Genomic DNA, 19,903 nt, shown 5'->3' with positions numbered 1-19,903 from the left:
TGGACCCCCTCGCCGCCGCCGCGCGGGCGCTGGAGATGGCGCCGGCCATCGTGCGGCTGGCCGCCCAGGCCGCCGTGCCGCCGGACGAGGCCGCCCGCGCCTGGGCCGCGGTGGGGGAGAGCTTCCACCTCCCCGGCCTGCGGCTGGCGGCGACGCAGGCCCCGGCCAACGGCCCCTTCGGCACCCGCGCCAAGGCCGCGCTGCTGGACGACCTGGCCGATCTGCAGACCCGCCTCGCCGCCCGCGCGCTGAAGGGCGCGCTGCCGCAGGCGGAGACGGCCATGCGCATCGCCCAGGAGGCGGCCTCGCGCCCCGACCTGGCGGGCGTGACGGTGGCGGTGCGGGAACTCTCCCGCATCGCCTGACCGGCAGAAAAAAGATGGGGGGTCCGGGGGGAATTCATTCCCCCCGGCCTTCCTCCGGGGCAGTCTGCCCCCCCATGAACACCCGCTTCTCGCGCCAGGCCTGGGCCTGGGCCCTGTATGACTGGGCCAACAGCGCCTTCCCCACCGTCGTCTCCACCTTTGTCATCGCCGCCTACTTCACCCAGGGAATCGCGCCCGACCCCGCCACCGGCCAGGCCCAGTGGGGCTGGATGCAGACGGGGGCGGGCATCGCCATCGCCTTGCTCTCCCCCCTGCTCGGCGCCGTGGCCGATGCCGGCGGGCGGCGGCGGATGATGCTGCTGGCCTGCACCCTGCTCACCGCCATCGCCACCGGCCTGGTCTGGTTCGCCACGCCGGAGCCGGGCAGCGCGCTCTGGGCGCTGGCCTGCGTCGGCATCGCCACGGTGGGGTTCGAGCTGGGCACGGTGTTCTACAATTCCATGCTGCCGCAGGTGGCGCCGCCCGAGCGGGTGGGGCGGCTCTCCGGCCTCGCCTGGGGGCTGGGCTATGCGGGGGGCCTCGCCTGCCTGGTGGTGGCGCTGCTGCTGCTGGTGCGGCCCGACCCCTCGCCCCTCGGCCTGGACCGCGGCGCGGCCGAGCATGTGCGTGCCACCGCCCTGCTGGTGGCGGTTTGGATGCTGGGCTTCGGCTGGCCGGTGCTGGTGCTGCTGCCCGACCCGCCGCCGCCGCGCCCGGCCTGGGGCACGGCCATCCGCCAGGGCGTGGGCGAGATCGGCGCGCTGCTGCGGGGGCTGCCGCGCAACCCCGTGCTGGCGCGCTTCCTGCTGGCGCGGCTGTTCTACACGGACGGGCTGAACACGCTGTTCGCTTTCGGCGCCATCTACGCCGCCGGCACCTTCGGCATGGGCTTCGACGAGATCCTGCTGTTCGGCATCGCGCTCAACGTCACCGCCGGGCTGGGCGCCGCCGGCTTCGGGCTGCTGGAGGACCGGCTGGGCGCGCGGCGCACCATCCTGGTGGCGCTGGCGGCGCTGCTGGGGCTCGGCCTGGGCGTGGTGCTGGCCGAGGACAAGGGCGTGTTCTGGGCGCTGGCCCTGGCGCTCGGCCTGTTCATCGGACCGGCGCAATCGGCCTCGCGCAGCTACATGGCGCGGCTGGCGCCGCCCGACGAGGTGGCGGCGCATTTCGGCCTCTTCGCCCTCTCGGGGCGCATCACCGGCTTCATGGGGCCGGCGGTGCTGGCCCTCGTCACCGCCGCCACGCAGAGCCAGCGCGCCGGCATGGCCACCGTGCTGGGCTTCCTGGCGCTGGGCGGCGCCATCCTCCTGACCGTCAGGGAGCCCCGGCGATGAGCCGCGCCTGGCTGCTCACCCACCCCGAGGTGGCGATCGACCCGGCCGTGGCGGTCACCGAATGGGGCCTCGCCCCGCGCGGCCGGGCGCGGGCGGAGGCGCTGGCGCGGCTCCCCTGGGCGCGGGGCCTGCGGCACATCGCCAGCAGCGCCGAGCGCAAGGCGCGGGAGACGGCGGAATGCCTCGCCGCCGCCACCGGCCTGCCGGTGCGGGTGCATCCTGGCCTCGGCGAGAACGACCGCAGCGCCACCGGCTACCTCCCGCCGCCGGAATTCGAGGCGATGGCCGATGCCTTCTTCGCCCGGCCCGAGGAGAGCGTGCGCGGCTGGGAGCGGGCGGTGGACGCGCAGGCCCGCATGGTGGCGGCGGTGGAAGCGGTGCTGGCGGAGAGCAAGGGCGAGGTGGCCATCGTCGCGCATGGGGCGGTGGGGGCGCTGCTGCTCTGCCACCTCGCCGGGCGGCCGATCTCCCGCGCCGAGGACCAGCCGGGGCGTGGCGGCGGCAATCTCTACGTCTTCGGGCGGGAGAGCCGCCACCTGCTGTGCGGATGGACAGCCTTCGAGGATGCCGGGCTGGCCTAGGACACAAGCGCGGCGCCAGGGGTCAGGAAGGACATCTACCCCCGGCCCACCGCCATCTCTTTCCGTCAGCCCGCCGGGCTGCCTTCCACCGTCTCGCTGCCGGCGCGCCAGCGATGGGTGGAGGCGCCGAAGGCCACCATCTTGCCCGCCGCGTCGAACACCTCGGTGCGGGCGAAGAAGATGTTGCGGCCGCGCGAGACCACCTTGCCCTCGGCCCGCAATTCGCCCTCCGACACCTGGCCGGTGAAGCGGCAATCCAGGTCGATCGTCACCGCCTTGCGGATGTTGCCCGGCACGCTGCACCAGAGGCCGGCGAAGGCCGCCGCCTGGTCGAGCAGCGAGAGGATCACGCCGCCATGGACGATGCCGCTGCGGTTGTGGTGGCGCGCATCGGCGTCGCAGACGACGCAGGCATAGCCATCCCGCCACTCGGTGAGGCGGATGCCGATGAGGTCATGATAGGGCGGCGCCGGGGAGGCGAGGTCGGTCTTGGACATGGGCGTTTGCCTGCCTGCTGCGGCGCAGCACGTCAAGGCGCCAGCCGGGCCGCCAGGGCGGGGGAGAGGCCGGCGGTCGGCGTCCGGCCCGGCGGGGGCGGCACGGGCAGCGGCGTGGCGGCGTGGCGCAGCAGGCATTCCAGGCTGTCCAGCACCGGCACGGCGAGGCGCGGCGCGAGATGCGGCGCCAGCCCGGCCAGCCCGGCGCCGCCCAGCACCACGCAGGCGGCGCCCTCCGCCACCGCGTCTTCCGCCGCATCCGCCAGCAGGGCCAGGGCGCGCTCCGGCTCCCGCGCGATCATGTCGCCCGTCGGCGCCACGGCGCGCACCAGCACCCGCTCGCGCGGCCAGCCGCGGGAGAGGGCGAATTCCTCCAGCATCGGCACCCAGGCGGCGCCGCCCGTCAGCAGCGCCACGCGCGGATGCGCGGCGAGCGCGAGGGCGAGCGACGCATCCGCCATGCCGGTGACGGGGATGCCCGCCAGCTCCCGCGCCGCGTCCAGCCCCGGATCGCCGAAGCAGGCGATGGCGATGGCATCGACGCTGCCGGCGTGCTCCGCCACCTGCTCCAGCACCGCGTGCCCGGCGATGGCCGCCGCCACCCGGCTGGCGATGTAGCGCGCGCCGAAGCGCGCCGTGGCGGGCACGAGCGCGACATGCGCCAGGCCGAGCCGCGGCAGCGCCGCCGTGGCCAGCGCGCGCATCCGCTCCGTCATCGCGCTGTCGGTGTTGCCGTTGAGCAGGAGGATTCGCATGCGGCGGCCCTGAAGGAACTGGCGGGGTCCGGGGTGACCCTGTCACCCCGGCGGGGGCGCGGGGGCGGCGCCCCCGCTACTTCGAGAACCGGTAGGGTGCCGCGCTTTCCTCGTGCGGGTCCAGGTTGAGCCGGTGCTCCAGCGGCGGGAAGGCGCGGGAGCGGCACTCGGCACGGTCGCACAGGCGGCAGGAGAGGCCGATGCCGGTGCGCGCGCGCTGCAGGTCCAGCCCGTCCGCATAGACCACCTCCGCGGCCCGCCCGATGTCGCACCCCATGGCGACGACATGCACCGGCGCCGGCTCGCCCCACCGGCTCGGCCCCGTGACGGTGCGGGCGAAGCAGAGGAAGGCGGCGCCGTCCGGCAGCTCGGCCAGCTGCACGCGCAGGGCGCCCGGCGTGGCGAAGGCGGTGTGCACCACCCAGCGCGGGCAGGAGCCGCCGAAGCGCGCGAAGGGGAAGCCCGCCGCCGAGAAGCGCTTGTCCACGTTGCCGGCGGGATCGACGCGCAGGAAGAAGAAGGGCACGCCGCGCGCCCCTTCCCGCTGCAGGGTGGAAAGGCGGTGCGCCACCTGCTCGAAGCTGACGCCGAAGCGCGCGGCCAGCAGGTCGAGGTCATGCCGCAGGGCGCGGGCGGCGGCGAGGAAGGCGGCATAGGGCATCAGCAGCGCGCCCGCCGCGTAGTTGAGCAGGCCGATGCGGATCAGCGCCGCCGCCTCCTGGGTGCTGGGCGCGGCGGGGGCCAGGATCTCCTCCACCGCCTCGCGCGCCTCCAGCAGCATAAGCTGGAAGGCCATCTGGAAGCCGCGGCTCTCGCGCGGCAGGTGCTCGGAGAGTTCCAGCAGCCGCGCGGCGGGGTCGTAGCGGCGCAGGCTCCCTTCCAGCGGCACGACGCGCACGCGCAGGTCGTGCCGGTGGCGCAGCCGCTCGGCGATGGCGTGGTTCAGCTCGGCGGGCGCCGCGCCCAGCTCGGCGCCGATGCGCTCCGCCACCGCCTCCAGCGCGGGGAAGACATTGGCGCGCTCGTGGAAGAAGTCGCGCGCCTCCTCGGTGGGCAGCAGGATGCGCCGGCCGCTGGGGAGCGCGATGCCGCTGGCATCCTCCCGCGCCACGCGCAGCGCGCGGTAGAGGGCGAGCATGGCGCGACCGGCATTGGGCGCGCTGCCGGCGAGCAGGCGCAGCTCCTCCTCCGGCAAGGCCTCCAGGCCGAGCTGCGGATCGGCCAGCACCTCGCGCAGCTGGCTCTCGAGCTGCCGCTCCTGGTTGCCGGAGAGGGCGGCGAGGTCGACCTGCAGGGTCTGGCCCAGCTTGATGAGCAGCGCGGCGGTGACGGCGCGCTGGTCGTGCTCGATCAGGTTCAGGTAGCTGGCGGAAATACCGAGGCGGGCGGCCAGGGCCTGCTGCGTCAGCCCCTGCTCCTGGCGCAGGCGCCGGACGGTGCGGCCGATCAGCGGGCGGGACATTCTTTACAACCTTTACAGATTTACGGGCCGGACTGTGAAGCCCGCCACCTTGTTGCGCCTGCAACAGCAAGATGCCGGGTGAACTTCGCGCCCGCAATGTGAATTATTGACGCACAGGCCGAGCGCCTCAAGCAGCATCAGGAGACCCAAGGCATGCGTCACATCCCCGCCCCCCTCCGCGCCCCCGATGGCGGCGCCGCCAGCGGCTCCTCCGGCGACCGCTTCGCCGGCATCCGGCGCGACTACACCCAAGCCGAGGTCGAGGCGCTGGCCGGCTCCTTCCGGGTGAAGCACACCCTGGCCGAGATGGGCGCCCGCCGCCTGTGGCAGCTGCTGCACAGCGAGCCCTATGTGAACACGCTGGGCGCGCTCACCGGCAACCAGGCGCTGCAACAGGTGAAGGCGGGGCTGAAGGCCATCTATCTCTCCGGCTGGCAGGTGGCGGCGGACGCCAACTCGGCCGGCGAGATGTACCCGGACCAGTCTCTCTACCCGGTGGATTCGGTGCCGAAGGTGATCAAGCGCATCAACGCCGCGCTGCGCCGCGCCGACCAGATCGCCCATATGGAGGCGGCGCAGGGCAAGGCGCAGGACGACACCCCGTGGATGGCGCCGATCATCGCCGATGCCGAGGCCGGCTTTGGCGGCGCGCTGAACGCCTATGAGCTGACCCGCGCGATGATCGAGGCCGGCGCCGCCGGCGTGCATTTCGAGGACCAGCTGGCCAGCGAGAAGAAGTGCGGCCATCTCGGCGGCAAGGTGCTGGTGCCGATCAGCCAGCACATCCGCACGCTGAACGCGGCGCGCCTCGCCGCCGATGTGGAGGGCGTGCCCACCGTGCTGCTCTGCCGCACGGATGCCGAGAGCGCGCAGCTGCTGACCGCCGATGTCGATGAGCGGGACCGCCCCTTCATCAGCGGCGAGCGCACGGCCGAGGGCTTCCACCGCATCAAGCCAGGCGTGGGCAAGCAGTACGCCATCGCCCGCGGCCTGGCCTACGCGCCCTATGCCGACCTGCTGTGGTGGGAGACCTCCGACCCCGACCTCGACGACGCCCGCGCCTTCGCCGAGGCCATCCACAAGGAATTCCCCGGCAAGCTGCTGGCCTACAACTGCTCGCCCAGCTTCAACTGGAAGCGCAAGATGGGCGAGGCGGCGGCGGCCCGCTTCCAGCGCGAGCTGGGGGAGATGGGCTACAAGTTCCAGTTCATCACGCTGGCCGGCTTCCACTCGCTGAACTACGGCATGTTCCGGCTCGCCCGCGGCTACAAGGAGCGCGGCATGGCGGCCTATTCCGAACTGCAGCAGGCCGAGTTCGCCGCCGAGGCGGAGGGCTACACCGCCACGCGCCACCAGCGCGAGGTGGGCGTCAGCTATTTCGACGCGGTGGCCACCGCCGCCTCGGGCGGCACCGCCAGCACCACCGCCATGGCGCACAGCACCGAGACGGCCCAGTTCCACGACGATGGCCACGACGCCGCGCACGCGCCGGCAATGGCCAAGTAAGCAACGCAGGACACAGGGAAACACGACCATGACGCATGACGACGATTTCGACGACGGCCTGGTGCACAGCCACAACTGGGCGACCGAGCCGGCCATCCCGCCCGCCCTGCACGGGCTGAAGGGTCCGCCGGAGGCGGCCTCCATCCCGACGCCGAGCACGGCCTTCCGCGACGACACGATGGGCCACTGAGAGGCCGGGCCGGGGGAGGAAGCGCCCCCGGCCCGCCGCTATCCGCCGAGCAGGCCGCCGACGATGCCGACCGTGCCGGCGATGATCACCGTGTTGAAGAAGAACGCGATGATGCTGTGCAGCGTGGCGATGCGGCGGATCGGCGCCGAATGCGTGTCCACATCCGTCACGCCATTGGTCGTGCCGACGCCGATGGAGAGATAGAGGAACTCGGAGAAGGCCGGATTCCCGGCGCCGCCATGGAAGCGGATGCCGCCGCCGGTGAGGTAGAACTCCCGCGCATAGTCCTGCGCGAACAGCGTGTGGATGTAGAGCCAGGAGAGCGCCACCGTCACCACGCCGAAGGCAGGGATGCCGCCCGGGCGCATCGCCACGTCGAGCCCCACCCCCGCCACCGAGGTGGCGGCGGCGAGCAGCGAGAGCGTCAGCACCATGACGCGGCGCTCGTCGGTGATCTCGGCGTGGCGGCGCATCGCCTCCGGCCCGGCGGACCAGAGGCGGCGCAGCAGCAGCGCCAGATGCGCCAGCACCAGCGCGCACCAGCCGGCCAGGGCCGCGTGCAGCCAGTGCAGCCCGAAGCCGAAGGCGGCGGCGCCCCCCGCCAGCCCCGCCAGCAGCGACAGGGTGCTGATGCGCAGCCGGCGCAGCGGCCCCGTCATGCCGCCATGGGGCTCGCTGACAGGGCGCGCGCGAACACCGCCGGGTCCACATTGCCGCCGGAGAGCACCAGCCCCACCGTGCGGCCGCGCGCCGGCACCTTGCCCGCCAGCACCGCCGCCAGCGCCACCGCGCCGCCCGGCTCCACCACGATCTTCAGCGCCTCGAAGGCCAGGCGCATGGCGCGGAACACCTCCGCCTCGCTCACCGCCACGCCCGCCTTCAGCCGTGCCTGGTTCACCGCGAAGGTCAGCGCGCCGGGGCGCATGGAGAGCAGCGCGTCGCACAGCAGCGCGCCGTGGCCGTCATTGGCCAGCCGCTCGCCGGCGGCCAGCGAGCGGGCGGTGTCGTCCCACCCCTCCGGCTCCACCGCCCAGACCTCGGTGCCGGGCGAGGCGCCCTCGATGGCCAGCGCGCAGCCGGCGATGAGGCCGCCGCCACCGGTGCACACCGCCAGCGCCTCCAGCGCGTGCCCGGCGGCGCGCGCATCCTCCACCAGCTCCAGCGCCAGCGTGCCCTGGCCGGCGATGACGTCCGGATGGTCGAAGGGCGGCAGCACGGTGGCGCCGCGCTCCCCGGCCAGCCGCGCCGCCAGCACCTCGCGGTCCGTCGTGGCGCGGTCGAAGAAGGTGATCTCGGGGCCCCAGCGGCGGGTGCTCTCCACTTTGATGGCAGGCGCGTCCTGCGGCATCGCGATCAGCGCGCGCACGCCCTCGGCGGCGGCGGCGCAGGCCACGGCCTGGCCATGGTTGCCGGAGGAATGCGTCACCACCCCCGCCGCGCGCTGCTCCGGCGTCAGCTTCAGCACGGCGTTGGTGGCGCCGCGGAACTTGAAGCTGCCGGTGCGCTGCAAGGGCTCGGGCTTCACCAGCACCGTGCCGCCGGCGATCTCGTCCAGCAGCGGGTGGCGCAGCATCGGCGTGCGCACCACGCGGCCGCGCAGCCGCGCGGCGGCGGCCAGCACGTCGGCATGGGTGGGAAGCGGCGGAAGGATGGCGTTCATGCAGTCACCTCGTGGCAGCGGCGCGGATCGACCAGCGGCAGGATGGCGGAGAGTGGCCCGGGGTCGGTGCCGTTGACCAGGGCGGCCAGCAGCGCGCCCTGGGCCGGCGCCGTCTGGATGCCATAGCCCCCCTGCCCGATCATGTGGAAGAAGCCCGCCTCCTCGGCCGGGCCGATCGCCAGGGAGCGGTCCGGCAGGAAGCTGCGCAGCCCGGCCCAGGCATGCTCCACCCGGCGCACCGCGATGTCGAGCGCCTGCGTCGCCCGGTCCACGGCGATGGCGATGTCCATCTCCTCCGGCGCCGCGTCGCAGGGGTCGCAGGCGGTCTCGTCGGCGGGGGAGAGCATCAGCCGGCCGCGCGCCTCGGCGCGGGCGTACCAGGTGGCGCCGACATCGCCGAGCAGCGGCCACTCCGCCACCGCCCAGGGCGCGGGGTCGACGATCAGCGCGGTGCGGCGCAGGGGCCGCAGGCCGAGCGGCCGCAGGCCCGCGGCGCGCGCCTCCGCGTCGCCCCAGGCGCCGGCGGCGTTGACCAGCACGGGCGCGGCGAAGACCTCGCCCGTGGCGGTCTCGGCCCGCCACAGCCCGGCCTCCCTCCAGACGCGGCCAGCGCGGCGGCGCAGCGCCAGCACGCCCCCGGCGCGCCGGAGCTGGCCGAGGAAGCCCTGGTGCAGCGCCGCCACGTCGATATCCAGCACATCCGGCTCCAGCGCGGCGGCGGCGGCGTAGCCGGGGCGCAGGGCGGGGACCAGGGCGCGCGCCGCCTCCGGCGTGAGGGGGCGGAAATCCGGGCATTCGGCCAGCGCCCGCTCCAGCGCCGGCACCTGCTCCGCCGGCGCCAGGTGCAGCGCGCCGCGCGGCCGCACCAGCGGCGCCGCGCCGAAGCCGGGCGGCGGTGAATCGAGGAAGGCGCGGGAGGCGCGGGTCAGCGCGCGCACATCCGGGTTGCCCCAGTTCGGCTCCCACAGCGCGGCGGAGCGGCCGGTGGTGTGGTAGCCGGCGCTCTCCTCCGCCTCCAGCAGCGCCACGCGGCGGGTGGCGGAGAGATGCGCCGCGGCGGTGGCGCCCGCCATGCCGGCGCCGATGACGATGGCCTCGAAGCGTTCGGTCTGCATGGGGCGCATCCTGGTTGCGCGATGAAATGCCGGCAAGGCGGCGCGCGGCGATGCAGGAAACGTTGCAAGGACGCGCCACCACCGCCTAACCTCCCTCCCGCAACGAGTGGCCATAAGGCCCGTGGCGGCGGAAGCCGTCCTTGCAAGGAGGTTACCGAATGGAAGGCAACGGGTTTACCCGTCGCGGTGTGCTGCGCGCGGGCGCGCTGGGCGCCGCGGCCAGCGCTCTCCCCCTGGTGAATGTGCATGGCCAGACGTCCGGCGGACGGCTGGCCCTCGGCCTGTGGGACCACTGGGTTCCCGCCGGCAATGACGAGATGCGCCGCATCGTCATGGACTGGGGGCAGAAGAACAAGGTCGAGATCCAGCTCGACTTCATCACCTCGGTCGGCAACAAGAACCTGCTGACCATCGCCGCCGAGAGCCAGGCGAAGCAGGGCCACGACATGCTCTCCTTCCCCACCTGGGAGGTGCATGCCAAGTCCGAGCTGCTGGAACCCATGGACGACATCATGGGCCGGCTCAGCGGGAAATACGGCGCGCTGAACCCGATCGTCGAATACCTGGCGAAGGTGGAGGGCAAGTGGCGCGCCGTGCCGGCCATCTCCGGCAGCCAGAACAAGCCGGCGCTCGGCCGCATGGACCTGCTGAAGCAGCATGCCGGCATCGACATCCAGGCGATGTTCCCGGCCAACGCCAACCCCGGCAGCACCGCCGGCAACTGGAACTGGGACACCTTCCTGAAGGCGGCGGAAGCCAGCCACAAGGCGGGCTTCTCCTTCGGCCTGCCGATCGGCCAGTTCACCGACGCGACGGACTGGATCGGCAGCCTGTTCCGCTCCTTCGGCGCCGAGCTGGTGAACAGCAAGGGCGACATCACCGCCAAGTCCGACAATGTGCGGAAGGTGCTGGAATACGCCAAGCAGCTCTGCACCTTCCTGCCGGGCGACGTGTTCTCCTGGGACGACGCCTCGAACAACCGGGCGCTGATCTCCGGCAAGTCGGCGCTGATCTTCAACCCGCCCTCCGCCTGGGCGGTGGCCAAGCGCGACGCGCCGCAGGTGGCCGAGCAGTGCTGGAGCTTCCCCGCCCCGGCGGGCGCGCAGGGGCGCTTCACCCCCTACCTGCCGTATTTCTGGGGCGTCTGGAGCTTCAGCCGCAACAAGGGCGCGGCGAAGGCGCTGGTGGAATACCTCAGCCAGCGCGAGCAGGCGGAGCTGATGGTCAAGGCCAGCAACGGCTACGACATCCCGCCCTTCACCAGCATGACCGACTTCAAGACCTGGGAGACGGAGGGCCCGCCGCCGGGCGTGGTCTACAACTACCCGGTCAAGCCGCACCACAACTCGCAGCAGTTCATCGCCTGCTACCCGGCGCCGCCGGAGATCGCGGTGCAGATGTACAACCAGGGCATCCAGGCGAAGATGATCGCCCGCGTGGTGCAGAACAACGAGACGCCGGACCGCGCCATCGCCTGGGCGGAACGCGAGATCGAAGGCTTCAAGCGCGGCTGATGGCCGCGCCGGCCATAGGCTGAAGGGGGCGCGTGGGCCGGCAGCGGCCCGCGCGCCCCGCATCATCTCCCGCAACCGCGAGGGAGTCTGGGATGTCCCAAGGCACGCTCTCCGTACCGGCCGCTCCGGCCGCCGCGCCGCCGCGCGGCGGCGCGTTGAAGCGCCTGTCGCGCCGGAATTCCACCGTCGCCTTCCTGCTGACGCTGCCGCTGATCCTGCTGATCCTCGGGCTGGTGGTCTATCCGTTCCTCTACGCGCTCTACCTCTCCATGCTGAACAAGCGCATGACGCGCTTCATCGGCTGGGAGAACTTCACCTTCCTGCTGGGGCGCGAGACCTTCTGGAACGTGGTGTTCCAGTCGGTGCTGTTCGCCGTCTCGGCGGTGCTGCTGAAGGCGCTGATCGGCTTCGTCCTGGCGCATGTGCTGCACGCCCTCCCCTCCAAGGGGCAGCGGAAATGGCGCGGCATGCTGCTGGTGCCCTGGGTGATCCCGCCCGCCATCTCGACGCTGGCCTGGTGGTGGCTGTTCGACCCGTCCTACTCCGCCTTCAACTGGGCGCTGATGGGCATCGGCGTGGACCCGGTGCCGTGGCTCGGCCAGGCCGGCTGGGCACGCTTCTCGGTGATCCTGGTCAACGTCTGGTACGGCTCGCCCTTCTTCATGATCATGTACCTCGCGGCGCTGAAGTCGGTGCCCGACCAGCTCTACGAGGCGGCGGCGATCGACGGCGCGAGCGGCTGGCAGAAGCTGCGCTACGTGACCTTCCCGATGATGCGCAACATCATCTCGATCACCGTGCTGTTCAGCCTGATCGTCACCTTCGCCAATTTCGACATCGTCCGCATCCTGACCAATGGCGGGCCGCAGGACACCACGCATGTCTTCGCCACCTACGCCTTCCAGGTCGGCATCCAGTCGGGCGACATCCCGCTCGGCGCCTCGGTGAGCCTGTTCATGTTCCCGCTGCTGGCGGTCTTCGCGATCTTCACGCTGCGCGGCGTCAACAAGCGCTCGAAGGAGATGGCGTGAGATGAGCAGCACCACCGCGACACCCTTCGTCCCCGCCGAGATCAAGCATGGCAGCCTGAAGCGGGAACGGCGCTGGGCGCTGATCGGCGCCTACATCGCGCTGGCCGTCTTCGTGCTGTTCTTCATGATCCCGCCCTTCCACATGCTGATGACCAGCCTGAAGAGCTCGGCCGAGATCGCCGACCTCTCGGGCAACCCCTGGATCGTCTCGGCGCCGACGCTGCAGAACTACTGGGAGCTGCTGACCGAGGGGAACTACCTGATCCATTTCCGCAACTCGGTCATCGTCACCACCTGCACCGTCGTCATCAGCATGATCATCTCGGTGATGGCGGCCTTCGCCCTGGCGCGGATGAAGTTCTGGGGCAGCGCCACCCTCGCCACCGGCGTCTTCCTCACCTACCTGGTGCCGGAGACGCTGCTCTTCATCCCGATGTTCCAGATCATCGGCAGCCTTGGCCTGTACAACAACATGTGGGCCATGGTGCTGATCTTCCCGACGCTGACGGTGCCCTTCTGCACCTGGATCATGATCGGCTACTTCGCCTCCATCCCGAAGGAGCTGGACGAGGCGGCGCTGATCGACGGCGCCGGGCATTTGCAGATGCTGTGGAAGATCTTCATCCCCGTGGCGCTGCCGGGCATCCTGGCGGCGATGATCTTCGCCTTCACGGTGAGCTGGGCGGCCTTCATCTACCCGATCGCCTTCCTGGTCTCCTCGGACCAGATGGTGCTGACGGTCGGCATCGTCTCCGACCTGATCCGGGCGGACACCTTCCAGTGGGGCAAGATCATGGCCGGCGCGCTGATGGCCGCGCTGCCGCCGCTGCTCGTCTACGCATTCCTGATGGACTACTACATCGCGGGCCTGACGGCCGGCGCCACCAAGGGCTGAGGGAGGAGAACGAAGAATGGCGCAGGTAACGCTCCGCAAGGTGGTGAAGGCCTATGAGGGTGGCGTGCAGGCCGTGAAGGGCATCGACCTCGACATCGCGGACCACGAGTTCGTGGTGCTGGTCGGCCCCTCCGGCTGCGGCAAGTCCACCACGCTGCGGATGATCGCGGGGCTCGAGGAGATCTCGGATGGCGAGATCGCCATCGGCGGCAAGGTCATCAACGACGTGCCGCCGCGCGACCGCGACATCGCCATGGTGTTCCAGAACTACGCGCTCTACCCGCACATGACGGTGTTCGACAACATGGCCTTCGGGCTCATGCTGCGGAAGTTCCCGAAGGAGGAGATCAAGCGGCGCGTCGACAACGCGGCCCGCATCCTCGACATCACGCCGCTGCTGGAGCGCAAGCCGAAGGCGCTCTCGGGCGGCCAGCGGCAGCGCGTCGCCATGGGCCGCGCCATCGTGCGCGACCCGAAGGTTTTTCTTTTCGATGAGCCGCTGTCGAATCTGGATGCGAAATTGCGCGTGCAGATGCGCACCGAGATCAAGAAGGTGCACCAGACGGTGCGCACCACCACCGTCTACGTCACCCACGACCAGGTGGAGGCGATGACGCTGGCCGACCGCGTGGTGGTGATGAATGGCGGCATCATCGAGCAGGTCGGCTCGCCGCAGGAGCTGTACCACAACCCCAAGACGCGCTTCGTCGCCGGCTTCATCGGCAGCCCGGCGATGAACTTCATCCCCGGCCGGCTGGAGAACGGCGCCGGCGCGCTGCGCGTCCACCTGCCGAACGACATCGTGCTGCCCGTGCCGGCCGAGCGCACCGCGCGCTACCAGAACCTCGCCGGCCGGGAGATCCTGTTCGGCATCCGCCCCGAGCACCTGACCGAGGCCAAGAACCTCGACCGCCCGCATTTCGCGCCGATGACCGCGACCCCCGAGGTGACCGAGCCGATGGGCATGGAGACCCTGGTGCACTTCAAGATGGCGGGCGCCGAGATCTGCGGCCGCGTCGACCCCCTGGCCCCCGCCGCGCCCGGCCAGCCTTTGCCGATGGCCGTGGACATGAGCAACATGCACATCCTGGACCCGCAATCGGGACGGGTCCTCTGACGTCAGGGAGCGAGGCATGAACAAGACCGCCTGGGTGACAGGGGCTGGCACCGGCATCGGGCGCGCCGTCGCGGTGGCGCTGGCGGGGGCCGGCTGGCGGCTGGCGCTCACCGGGCGGCGCCGCGCGCCGCTGGAGGAGACGGCGGCGCTGCTGCCGGCGGGCACCGAGTCGCACATCGTCACCGCCGACCTGACCGATGCCGCCGCCGTGGAGCAGGCCACCGCCGCGGTGGCCGGGGCGCTGGGCGGCATCGGCCTGCTGGTGAACAATGCCGGCGTCAACGTGCCGCGCCGCCACTGGCACCAGCTCTCCGCCGGCGATGTCGGCACGCTGGTCGATGGCAACCTGCGCGCACCCTTCCTCACCAGCCTGGCGGTGCTGCCGGGGATGAAGGCGCAGGGCGGCGGGCTGATCGTGCAGATCGCCTCGATGGCCGGCAAGGGCGTCTCCGCCGTCTCCGGCCCCGGCTACATCGCGGCCAAGAGCGGCTTCGTCGCCCTCTCCGCCTCGCTGAACGCCGAGAACGGCATCCACAACATCCGCTCCACCTGCATCTGCCCGGGCGAGGTGGTGACCCCCATCCTCGACTTCCGCCCCGAGCCGGTGCCGGCCGAGGAGCGGGCGCGGATGCTGCAGCCGGAGGACATCGCGCAGGCCGTGCTGTTCGTCGCCACCATGCCGGAGCGGGTCTGCATCAACGAGATGCTGGTGACCCCCACCTGGAACCGCTTCCAGGCGGCGCAGGCGCAGAAGGTGGCGGCGATGCCGTGACGGCGGAGGCGGGGCGCGCGCGGCATGGCTTGCCAAGCGCGCCCCGTGCGCCATGCTGCACGCACCAAGAAACGTGCAGGAACGCCCCATGGACGCCCATCCCCCCGTGCTGATCGATGCCAAAACCCTGGAGACCCTGGTGCGCGACATCTTCGTCGCCGCCGGCAGCGGGGCGGAGGAGGCGGCGGGCATCGCCCACCACCTGCTCGGCGCCAACCTCGCCGGGCATGATAGCCACGGCGTGGTGCGGGTGCCGCGCTACATCGAGTGGCACCAGGCGGGGCATGTGCATTTCGGCCGCACCCCGCGAATCGTGACCGATGGCGGCGCCTTCGCCCTGCTCGACGCCGATTTCGGCTTCGGCCAGACCGTGGCGCGGCAGGCCGCCGAGATGGGCATCGCCCGCGCGAAGCAGCACGGCGCCGCCGTTATCGCGCTGCGAAACGCCGGGCATGTCGGCCGCATCGGCCACTATGCCGAGATGGCGCTAGCGGAGGGGCTCATCTCCATCCACCTCGTCAACGTGGCGGGTTCCGTGCTGGTGGCGCCCTTCGGCGGCGTCGAGCGGCGCTTCTCCACCGCCCCCATCGCCATCGGCGCGCCGTTGCAGGGCCGCCCCGTGGTGCTGGACTTCGCCACCTCGCATGTGGCCGAGGGCAAGGTGCTGGTCGCCTCCAATGGCGGCAAGGCGCTGCCGAAGGACGCGCTGATCGAGCCGGACGGCACCCTCTCGGGCGACCCGCACACCCTGTATGGCGACTATCCGCCGATCGGGCCGCGCAACCCGGCGGGCGGCGCCGGCGCCATCCGCGCCTTCGGCGAGCACAAGGGCTCGGGCCTCGCGCTGATGTGCGAGCTGCTGGCCGGCGCCTTCACCGCCGGCGGCACTTCCGGCCCGGTGGAGGGGCGCGGGCGCATCACCAACGGCATGCTCTCCATCTACCTCTCGCCGGCGCATTTCGGCACCGAGGCGGCCTTCCAGGAGATGGGCCAGGCCTATGTGGAGTGGGTGGCCTCGAGCCGCCCGGCGAAGCCCGGCCAGCCCGTGCTGCTGCCCGGCGAGCCGGAGGCCCGCACCCGCGCCGAGCGCCTGGCCCGCGGCGTGCCGCTGCAGCCCGACACCTGGACCGGCCTGCTGCAGACCGCCGCCTCGCTCGGCATCGCCGCCCCGGCCTGAGGGAAGCGGGGGCCGGCGCGCCGCGGCCCCCGAACTTTCCACGAAGCCGGCGCAATCCCGCCACGATCGCCGGCCAGAAGCGGCGCGTGACGCCCCCCCCGCCGCTTCCTCCCGCGCCGCTTCCCCCCGCGCCGCCCGAGCGGCCGCGCCTCCGCCGCGCGGCCTTTCTCTGCCTCTGCCTGGCGCTGGGCCTGGGGCTCCTGCTGCTGATGCTGCGGGTGCTCGCCCCCGGCGGCTGGACCCTGTGGGAGGGGGTGCTGCTGGCCGCCTGGCTCGGCACCCTGCCCTGGAGCTGCCTCTGCGCCGGCAACGCGCTGGTGGGCCTCGCGCTGCGGCTGCGCCACGCCGAGCCAGCGGCGCGGGTGGTGCCGCAGCTCCTGCGCGCCGCGCCGCCGCCGCCCCGCGCCGCCACCGCCATCGTCGTCTGCCTGCGCAACGAGGCGATGGCGGGGGTGCTGCCCCCCCTCGCCCGGCTGCTGGACGGGCTGGAGGCGGCCGGGGCGGGCCACCGCTTCACCCTCTGGTTCCTCTCCGACACGCAGGAGCCGGCCCTCGCCGCGCGGGAGGAGGCGGCGATCGCCGGCTTCGCCCGGCTGCGCGCCGGCCGCCCCGTGGCGGTGCGCTACCGCCGCCGGGCGCAGAACACCGGCTTCAAGGCCGGCAACGTGATGGACTTCCTCGACCGCCACGGCGCCGGCCATGAATTCTTCCTCTGCCTCGACGCCGATTCGGAGATGTCGGCCGAGGCGGTGCTGCGGCTGGTGGCGGTGATGGAGGCGGATTCCAGGCTGGCCATCGTCCAGCAGCTCATCGTCGGCCGGCCGGCGCGCAGCGCCTTCACCCGGCTGTTCCAGTACGGCATGCGGGCGGGGATGCGGAGCTGGGCCACCGGCCAGGCCTGGTGGCAGCTCGACCAGGGCCCCTACTGGGGGCACAACGCCCTGCTGCGCGTGGCGCCCTTCCGCGCCCATGCCCGGCTGGAGCCGCTGCCCGATGGCAGCCCGATCCTCAGCCACGACCAGATCGAGGCGGTGCGGCTGCACGCCGCCGGCTGGAAGGTGCGCTGCCTGCCTATCGAGGCGGGCAGCCTGGAGGGCAACCCGCCCACCCTGCCGGACTTCCTCATCCGCGACCGGCGCTGGGGCGCCGGCAACATGCAGTACTGGCGGCTGCTGCGCCTGCCGGGGCTGACGCCGATGGGCCGCTGGCAGCTGGCGCAGGCCATCCTGCTGTTCCTCTCGGCGCCGCTCTGGCTGCTGGTGCTGGTGGCGGCGGTGCTGAACGCCGCCACCGGCAGCGGCGCGGCCACGCCGCCGGGCGCGCTGGCGGCGCTTCTGCTGGCCAACTGGGCGGCGATCCACGCGCCGAAGCTCGCCGGCTACCTGGAGCTGCTGCTGCGGCCGGAGCGCGCGGCAGCCTATGGCGGCCGCCGCGCCGTGCTGCGCGGGGCGCTCGCCGAGACCGGCTTCACCACGCTGCTGGACCCGGTGAGCCTGGCCAGCAAGGCGCTGTTCCTGCTGGCCCTGCCCTTCGCCGGCCGCACCGGCTGGCAGCCGCAGAACCGGGATGCGCTGGGCGTGCGCTGGGCCGATGCGGCACGGCTGCTGTGGGCACCGACGGCGCTGGGCGTGGCGCTGATGGCGGCGCTGCTGGCGGCGGGCGGCACGGCCTGGATCTGGGGCCTGCCCTTTCTCGGGCCGCTGGTGCTGGGCATCCCCTTCGCGGTGGTGACGGCGGACCCGGGATTCTCCCGCCGGCTGCGGCGCATGGGCGTGGCCTGCACGCCGGAGGAGGGCGGCGCGCGCCGCGCCGCTCAGTCCGCCACGAGGCGGAGGCGCATCAGCACCTCGTCGAAGTAGCGCCCCGCCACCTTCAGCGCGCGCGGCTCGAGCGCCCAGGCGGTGAAGCCGGCGCGCTCGTAGAGCCGCCGGGCCGTGTCGTTGCCTGCCACCACGCTGAGCCGCACTTCCTCCACCCGGCCCCGCGCATGGTCCAGCACCGCCGCCAGCAGGGCCGGCGCCAGGCCGCTGCCGCGTGCCCCGGGCCGCAGGTAGACCGACCAGAGCAGCCCCTTGTGCCGTGTCTTGGCCGCGCGGGGCAGGGCGAGCGCCATCAGCCCCTCCGGCTCCGCCGCGCCCGGCTGCCAGCCGGCGAAGACGGCGCTGTCCTCGAGCCGCGCCGCGAACCAGGCCTCGGGCTGCGCCGCCTCATCCTCCAGGCTGGCGCCGAAGGCCTCGGGGTGGCGTTCCAGCGCCTCCAGCCGCAGCGCGCGGAACAGCGGGGCATCCCCGGGGCCGAGGCGGCGGATGGTGAAGCCGGCCGCCGGGGCGGGAGCCTCCCCCGGCGCCCGCTCAGTCATCGTCGCTGCGCCGCGCCAGCACCTCGCGCTTGCCGACATGGTTGGCGGGCCCGACCACGCCCTCCTTCTCCATCTGCTCGATCAGCTTGGCGGCGCGGTTGTAGCCGATGGAGAGGTGCCGCTGGATGAAGGAGGTGCTGGCCTTGCCCTCGCGCGTCACCAGCGCCACGGCCTGGTCGAACAGCCCCTTCTCGCCATCGCCGGCGCCGGCGATGCCGGAGAGGCCGGACTCGCCGCCCTCCTCGTCATCGGTCTCGGTGACCTCCTCGATATAGGCCGGCTCGCCCTGCTCGCGCAGGAACTCCACCACCTTCTCCACCTCGGCATCCGAGACGAAGGGGCCGTGCACGCGGGCCACGCGGCCGCCGCCGGCCATGTGCAGCATGTCGCCCTGGCCGAGCAGCTGCTCGGCGCCCATCTCGCCCAGGATGGTGCGGCTGTCGATCTTGCTGGTCACCTGGAAGGAGATGCGCGTCGGGAAGTTGGCCTTGATGGTGCCGGTGATGACATCCACCGAGGGCCGCTGCGTCGCCATGATGACGTGGATGCCGGCGGCGCGCGCCATCTGCGCCAGCCGCTGCACCGCCGCCTCGATCTCCTTGCCGGCGACGATCATCAGGTCCGCCATCTCGTCGATGACGACGACGATCATCGGCAGCGGCGCCAGCGCCAGGGGCTGGTCCTCGAACACCGGCTTGCCGGTGTCGGGGTCGAAGCCGGTCTGCACGCGGCGGGTCAGCACCTCGCCGCGCGCCAGCGCCGCCTGCACCTTCTCGTTGTAGCCGCCGATGTTGCGGACACCGAGCTGGCTCATGGCGCGGTAGCGCCGCTCCATCTCGCGCACCGTCCACTTCAGCGCGCCGATCGCCTTGGGCGGCTCCGTCACCACCGGCGCCAGCAGGTGCGGGATGCGGTCATAGACCGACAGCTCCAGCATCTTCGGGTCGATCATGATGAAGCGGCACTCATCCGGGCTGAACCGGTAGAGCAGCGACAGGATCATGGTGTTGATGCCGACCGACTTGCCCGAGCCGGTGGTGCCGGCGATCAGCAGGTGCGGCATCCGCGCGAGGTCGGCGATGACGGGCGCGCCGCCGATGTCCTTGCCGAGCGCCAGCGGCAGGCGGGCGGTGTGGCGCACCCAGTCCTCGGCCGCCATCATCTCGGAGAAGAACACCATCTCCCGCTTGTCGTTCGGCAGCTCGATGCCGATGACGTTGCGGCCGGGGACGGTGGCGATGCGCACCGCCATCACGCTCATGCTGCGGGCGATGTCGTCGGCCAGGCCGATGACGCGGGCGGATTTCGTGCCGGGGGCCGGCTCCAGCTCGTAGAGCGTCACCACCGGGCCGGGGCGGATCTCGACGATGCGGCCGCGCACGCCGTAATCCTCCAGCACCGTCTCCAGCAGCCGGGCATTGGCCTGCAGCGCCGCCTCGTCCGGGCCGCTGGCGCGGCGCGCGGGGGGCGGGGTCAGCAGGTCGAGCGGCGGCGCTGCGGCGGCGCGGCGCGGAGTTGCTGGGGCTGGTGCTGGCGCTGGGCGGCCTCGGGCTGCTGCTGGCGCTGATCAGCT

19 protein-coding genes and 1 pseudogene are annotated in these 19,903 nt (G+C 72.6%); 12 read left to right on the top strand and 8 right to left on the bottom strand.

Translation table 11 applies throughout. From position 1 onward, the window contains the following. The 3 genes from ACFOY6_RS20580 to ACFOY6_RS20570 all read left to right on the top strand — a co-directional run. The coding region (locus tag ACFOY6_RS20580) for a hypothetical protein (RefSeq protein WP_379652109.1) at window positions 1-365 on the top strand (365 nt) is incomplete at its 5' end. Window positions 366-439: 74 nt separating this feature from the next. Next, on the top strand, window positions 440-1,699 hold the full coding sequence (locus ACFOY6_RS20575) for an MFS transporter (RefSeq protein ID WP_379652108.1): 1,260 nt from the start codon (window positions 440-442) through the stop codon (window positions 1,697-1,699). Then, a complete protein-coding gene (locus tag ACFOY6_RS20570) occupies window positions 1,696-2,280 on the top strand; it encodes a histidine phosphatase family protein (protein WP_379652107.1) in 585 nt (194 codons plus the stop codon). Before ACFOY6_RS20575 ends, ACFOY6_RS20570 begins: the two co-directional genes overlap by 4 nt. Before the next feature lie 65 nt (window positions 2,281-2,345). Here ACFOY6_RS20570 and ACFOY6_RS20565 read toward each other — a convergent pair whose 3' ends face one another. The 3 genes from ACFOY6_RS20565 to ACFOY6_RS20555 all read right to left on the bottom strand — a co-directional run bounded on the left by ACFOY6_RS20565 (window position 2,346) and on the right by ACFOY6_RS20555 (window position 4,994). Continuing rightward, window positions 2,346-2,777, bottom strand: a complete 432-nt coding sequence (locus ACFOY6_RS20565) for a PaaI family thioesterase (RefSeq protein ID WP_109517895.1) — start codon at window positions 2,775-2,777, stop codon at window positions 2,346-2,348. Between the two features lie 32 nt (window positions 2,778-2,809). Further along, entirely contained in the window at window positions 2,810-3,532 is a 723-nt protein-coding gene (locus tag ACFOY6_RS20560; RefSeq protein ID WP_379631350.1) for an aspartate/glutamate racemase family protein, read from the bottom strand. A 76-nt stretch (window positions 3,533-3,608) separates the two neighbouring features. Next, the gene (locus ACFOY6_RS20555) at window positions 3,609-4,994 is read right to left on the bottom strand and encodes a helix-turn-helix domain-containing protein (RefSeq protein ID WP_379652106.1); all 1,386 of its coding nucleotides are present in this window, start codon (window positions 4,992-4,994) and stop codon (window positions 3,609-3,611) included. A 153-nt stretch (window positions 4,995-5,147) separates the two neighbouring features. Here ACFOY6_RS20555 and aceA point away from each other — a divergent pair, with 153 nt between their 5' ends. Beyond that, complete coding sequence (gene aceA / locus ACFOY6_RS20550; protein ID WP_379652105.1) at window positions 5,148-6,500, top strand: isocitrate lyase; 1,353 nt, start codon at window positions 5,148-5,150, stop codon at window positions 6,498-6,500. A gap of 28 nt (window positions 6,501-6,528) precedes the next feature. Further along, window positions 6,529-6,690, top strand: coding sequence for a hypothetical protein (locus ACFOY6_RS20545; RefSeq protein WP_181378196.1), 162 nt, complete (start codon window positions 6,529-6,531; stop codon window positions 6,688-6,690). Window positions 6,691-6,728: 38 nt separating this feature from the next. On the opposite strand, the gene ACFOY6_RS20540 is transcribed toward ACFOY6_RS20545, so the two are convergent. Genes ACFOY6_RS20540 through ACFOY6_RS20530 form a run of 3 tightly spaced genes read right to left on the bottom strand, consistent with a single transcriptional unit; the run spans window position 6,729 to window position 9,465 of the window. Beyond that, window positions 6,729-7,349, bottom strand: coding sequence for a DUF1345 domain-containing protein (locus ACFOY6_RS20540; protein ID WP_379652104.1), 621 nt, complete (start codon window positions 7,347-7,349; stop codon window positions 6,729-6,731). Continuing rightward, entirely contained in the window at window positions 7,346-8,350 is a 1,005-nt protein-coding gene (locus ACFOY6_RS20535; protein WP_379652103.1) for a threonine ammonia-lyase, read from the bottom strand. Before ACFOY6_RS20535 ends, ACFOY6_RS20540 begins: the two co-directional genes overlap by 4 nt. Beyond that, window positions 8,347-9,465 carry an NAD(P)/FAD-dependent oxidoreductase gene (locus ACFOY6_RS20530; protein ID WP_379652102.1) on the bottom strand — a complete coding sequence of 373 codons (1,119 nt, stop codon included), beginning with the start codon at window positions 9,463-9,465 and terminating at the stop codon, window positions 8,347-8,349. The genes ACFOY6_RS20535 and ACFOY6_RS20530 overlap by 4 nt, the downstream gene beginning before the upstream one ends. 158 nt (window positions 9,466-9,623) lie before the next feature. Between ACFOY6_RS20530 and ACFOY6_RS20525 the strand changes: the two genes are divergently transcribed. The 7 genes from ACFOY6_RS20525 (at window position 9,624) to mdoH (ending at window position 17,830) form a co-directional block, all read left to right on the top strand. Further along, window positions 9,624-10,979 carry an ABC transporter substrate-binding protein gene (locus ACFOY6_RS20525; protein WP_109517902.1) on the top strand — a complete coding sequence of 452 codons (1,356 nt, stop codon included), beginning with the start codon at window positions 9,624-9,626 and terminating at the stop codon, window positions 10,977-10,979. A gap of 92 nt (window positions 10,980-11,071) precedes the next feature. After that, window positions 11,072-12,010 carry a carbohydrate ABC transporter permease gene (locus ACFOY6_RS20520; RefSeq protein WP_109517903.1) on the top strand — a complete coding sequence of 313 codons (939 nt, stop codon included), beginning with the start codon at window positions 11,072-11,074 and terminating at the stop codon, window positions 12,008-12,010. A 1-nt stretch (window position 12,011) separates the two neighbouring features. Next, a complete protein-coding gene (locus tag ACFOY6_RS20515) occupies window positions 12,012-12,905 on the top strand; it encodes a carbohydrate ABC transporter permease (protein ID WP_109517904.1) in 894 nt (297 codons plus the stop codon). A 16-nt stretch (window positions 12,906-12,921) separates the two neighbouring features. Next, window positions 12,922-14,022, top strand: a complete 1,101-nt coding sequence (locus ACFOY6_RS20510) for an ABC transporter ATP-binding protein (RefSeq protein WP_109517905.1) — start codon at window positions 12,922-12,924, stop codon at window positions 14,020-14,022. Between the two features lie 16 nt (window positions 14,023-14,038). After that, complete coding sequence (locus ACFOY6_RS20505) at window positions 14,039-14,794, top strand: SDR family oxidoreductase (protein WP_109517906.1); 756 nt, start codon at window positions 14,039-14,041, stop codon at window positions 14,792-14,794. 88 nt (window positions 14,795-14,882) lie between these two features. Further along, window positions 14,883-15,971, top strand: coding sequence for a malate/lactate/ureidoglycolate dehydrogenase (locus ACFOY6_RS20500; protein WP_109517907.1), 1,089 nt, complete (start codon window positions 14,883-14,885; stop codon window positions 15,969-15,971). Between the two features lie 86 nt (window positions 15,972-16,057). After that, window positions 16,058-17,830: a glucans biosynthesis glucosyltransferase MdoH gene (gene mdoH, locus ACFOY6_RS20495; RefSeq protein WP_379652101.1), complete on the top strand. Its 1,773-nt coding sequence runs from the start codon at window positions 16,058-16,060 to the stop codon at window positions 17,828-17,830. Here mdoH and ACFOY6_RS20490 read toward each other — a convergent pair. Then, window positions 17,785-18,330, bottom strand: a complete 546-nt coding sequence (locus ACFOY6_RS20490) for a GNAT family N-acetyltransferase (RefSeq protein ID WP_379652100.1) — start codon at window positions 18,328-18,330, stop codon at window positions 17,785-17,787. The genes mdoH and ACFOY6_RS20490 overlap by 46 nt on opposite strands. Next, a pseudogene (locus ACFOY6_RS20485) lies at window positions 18,323-19,873 on the bottom strand (DNA translocase FtsK); the annotation flags it as partial. The gene ACFOY6_RS20490 and the pseudogene ACFOY6_RS20485, both read right to left, overlap by 8 nt. Window positions 19,874-19,903: the final 30 nt, after the last annotated feature.

It is taken from the genome of Teichococcus aestuarii (genome assembly GCF_042651065.1).
GTDB lineage: Bacteria > Pseudomonadota > Alphaproteobacteria > Acetobacterales > Acetobacteraceae > Pseudoroseomonas > Pseudoroseomonas aestuarii.
Note: the sequence above shows the minus strand (reverse complement) of the source record. Positions and strands in the feature narration are given on the sequence as shown.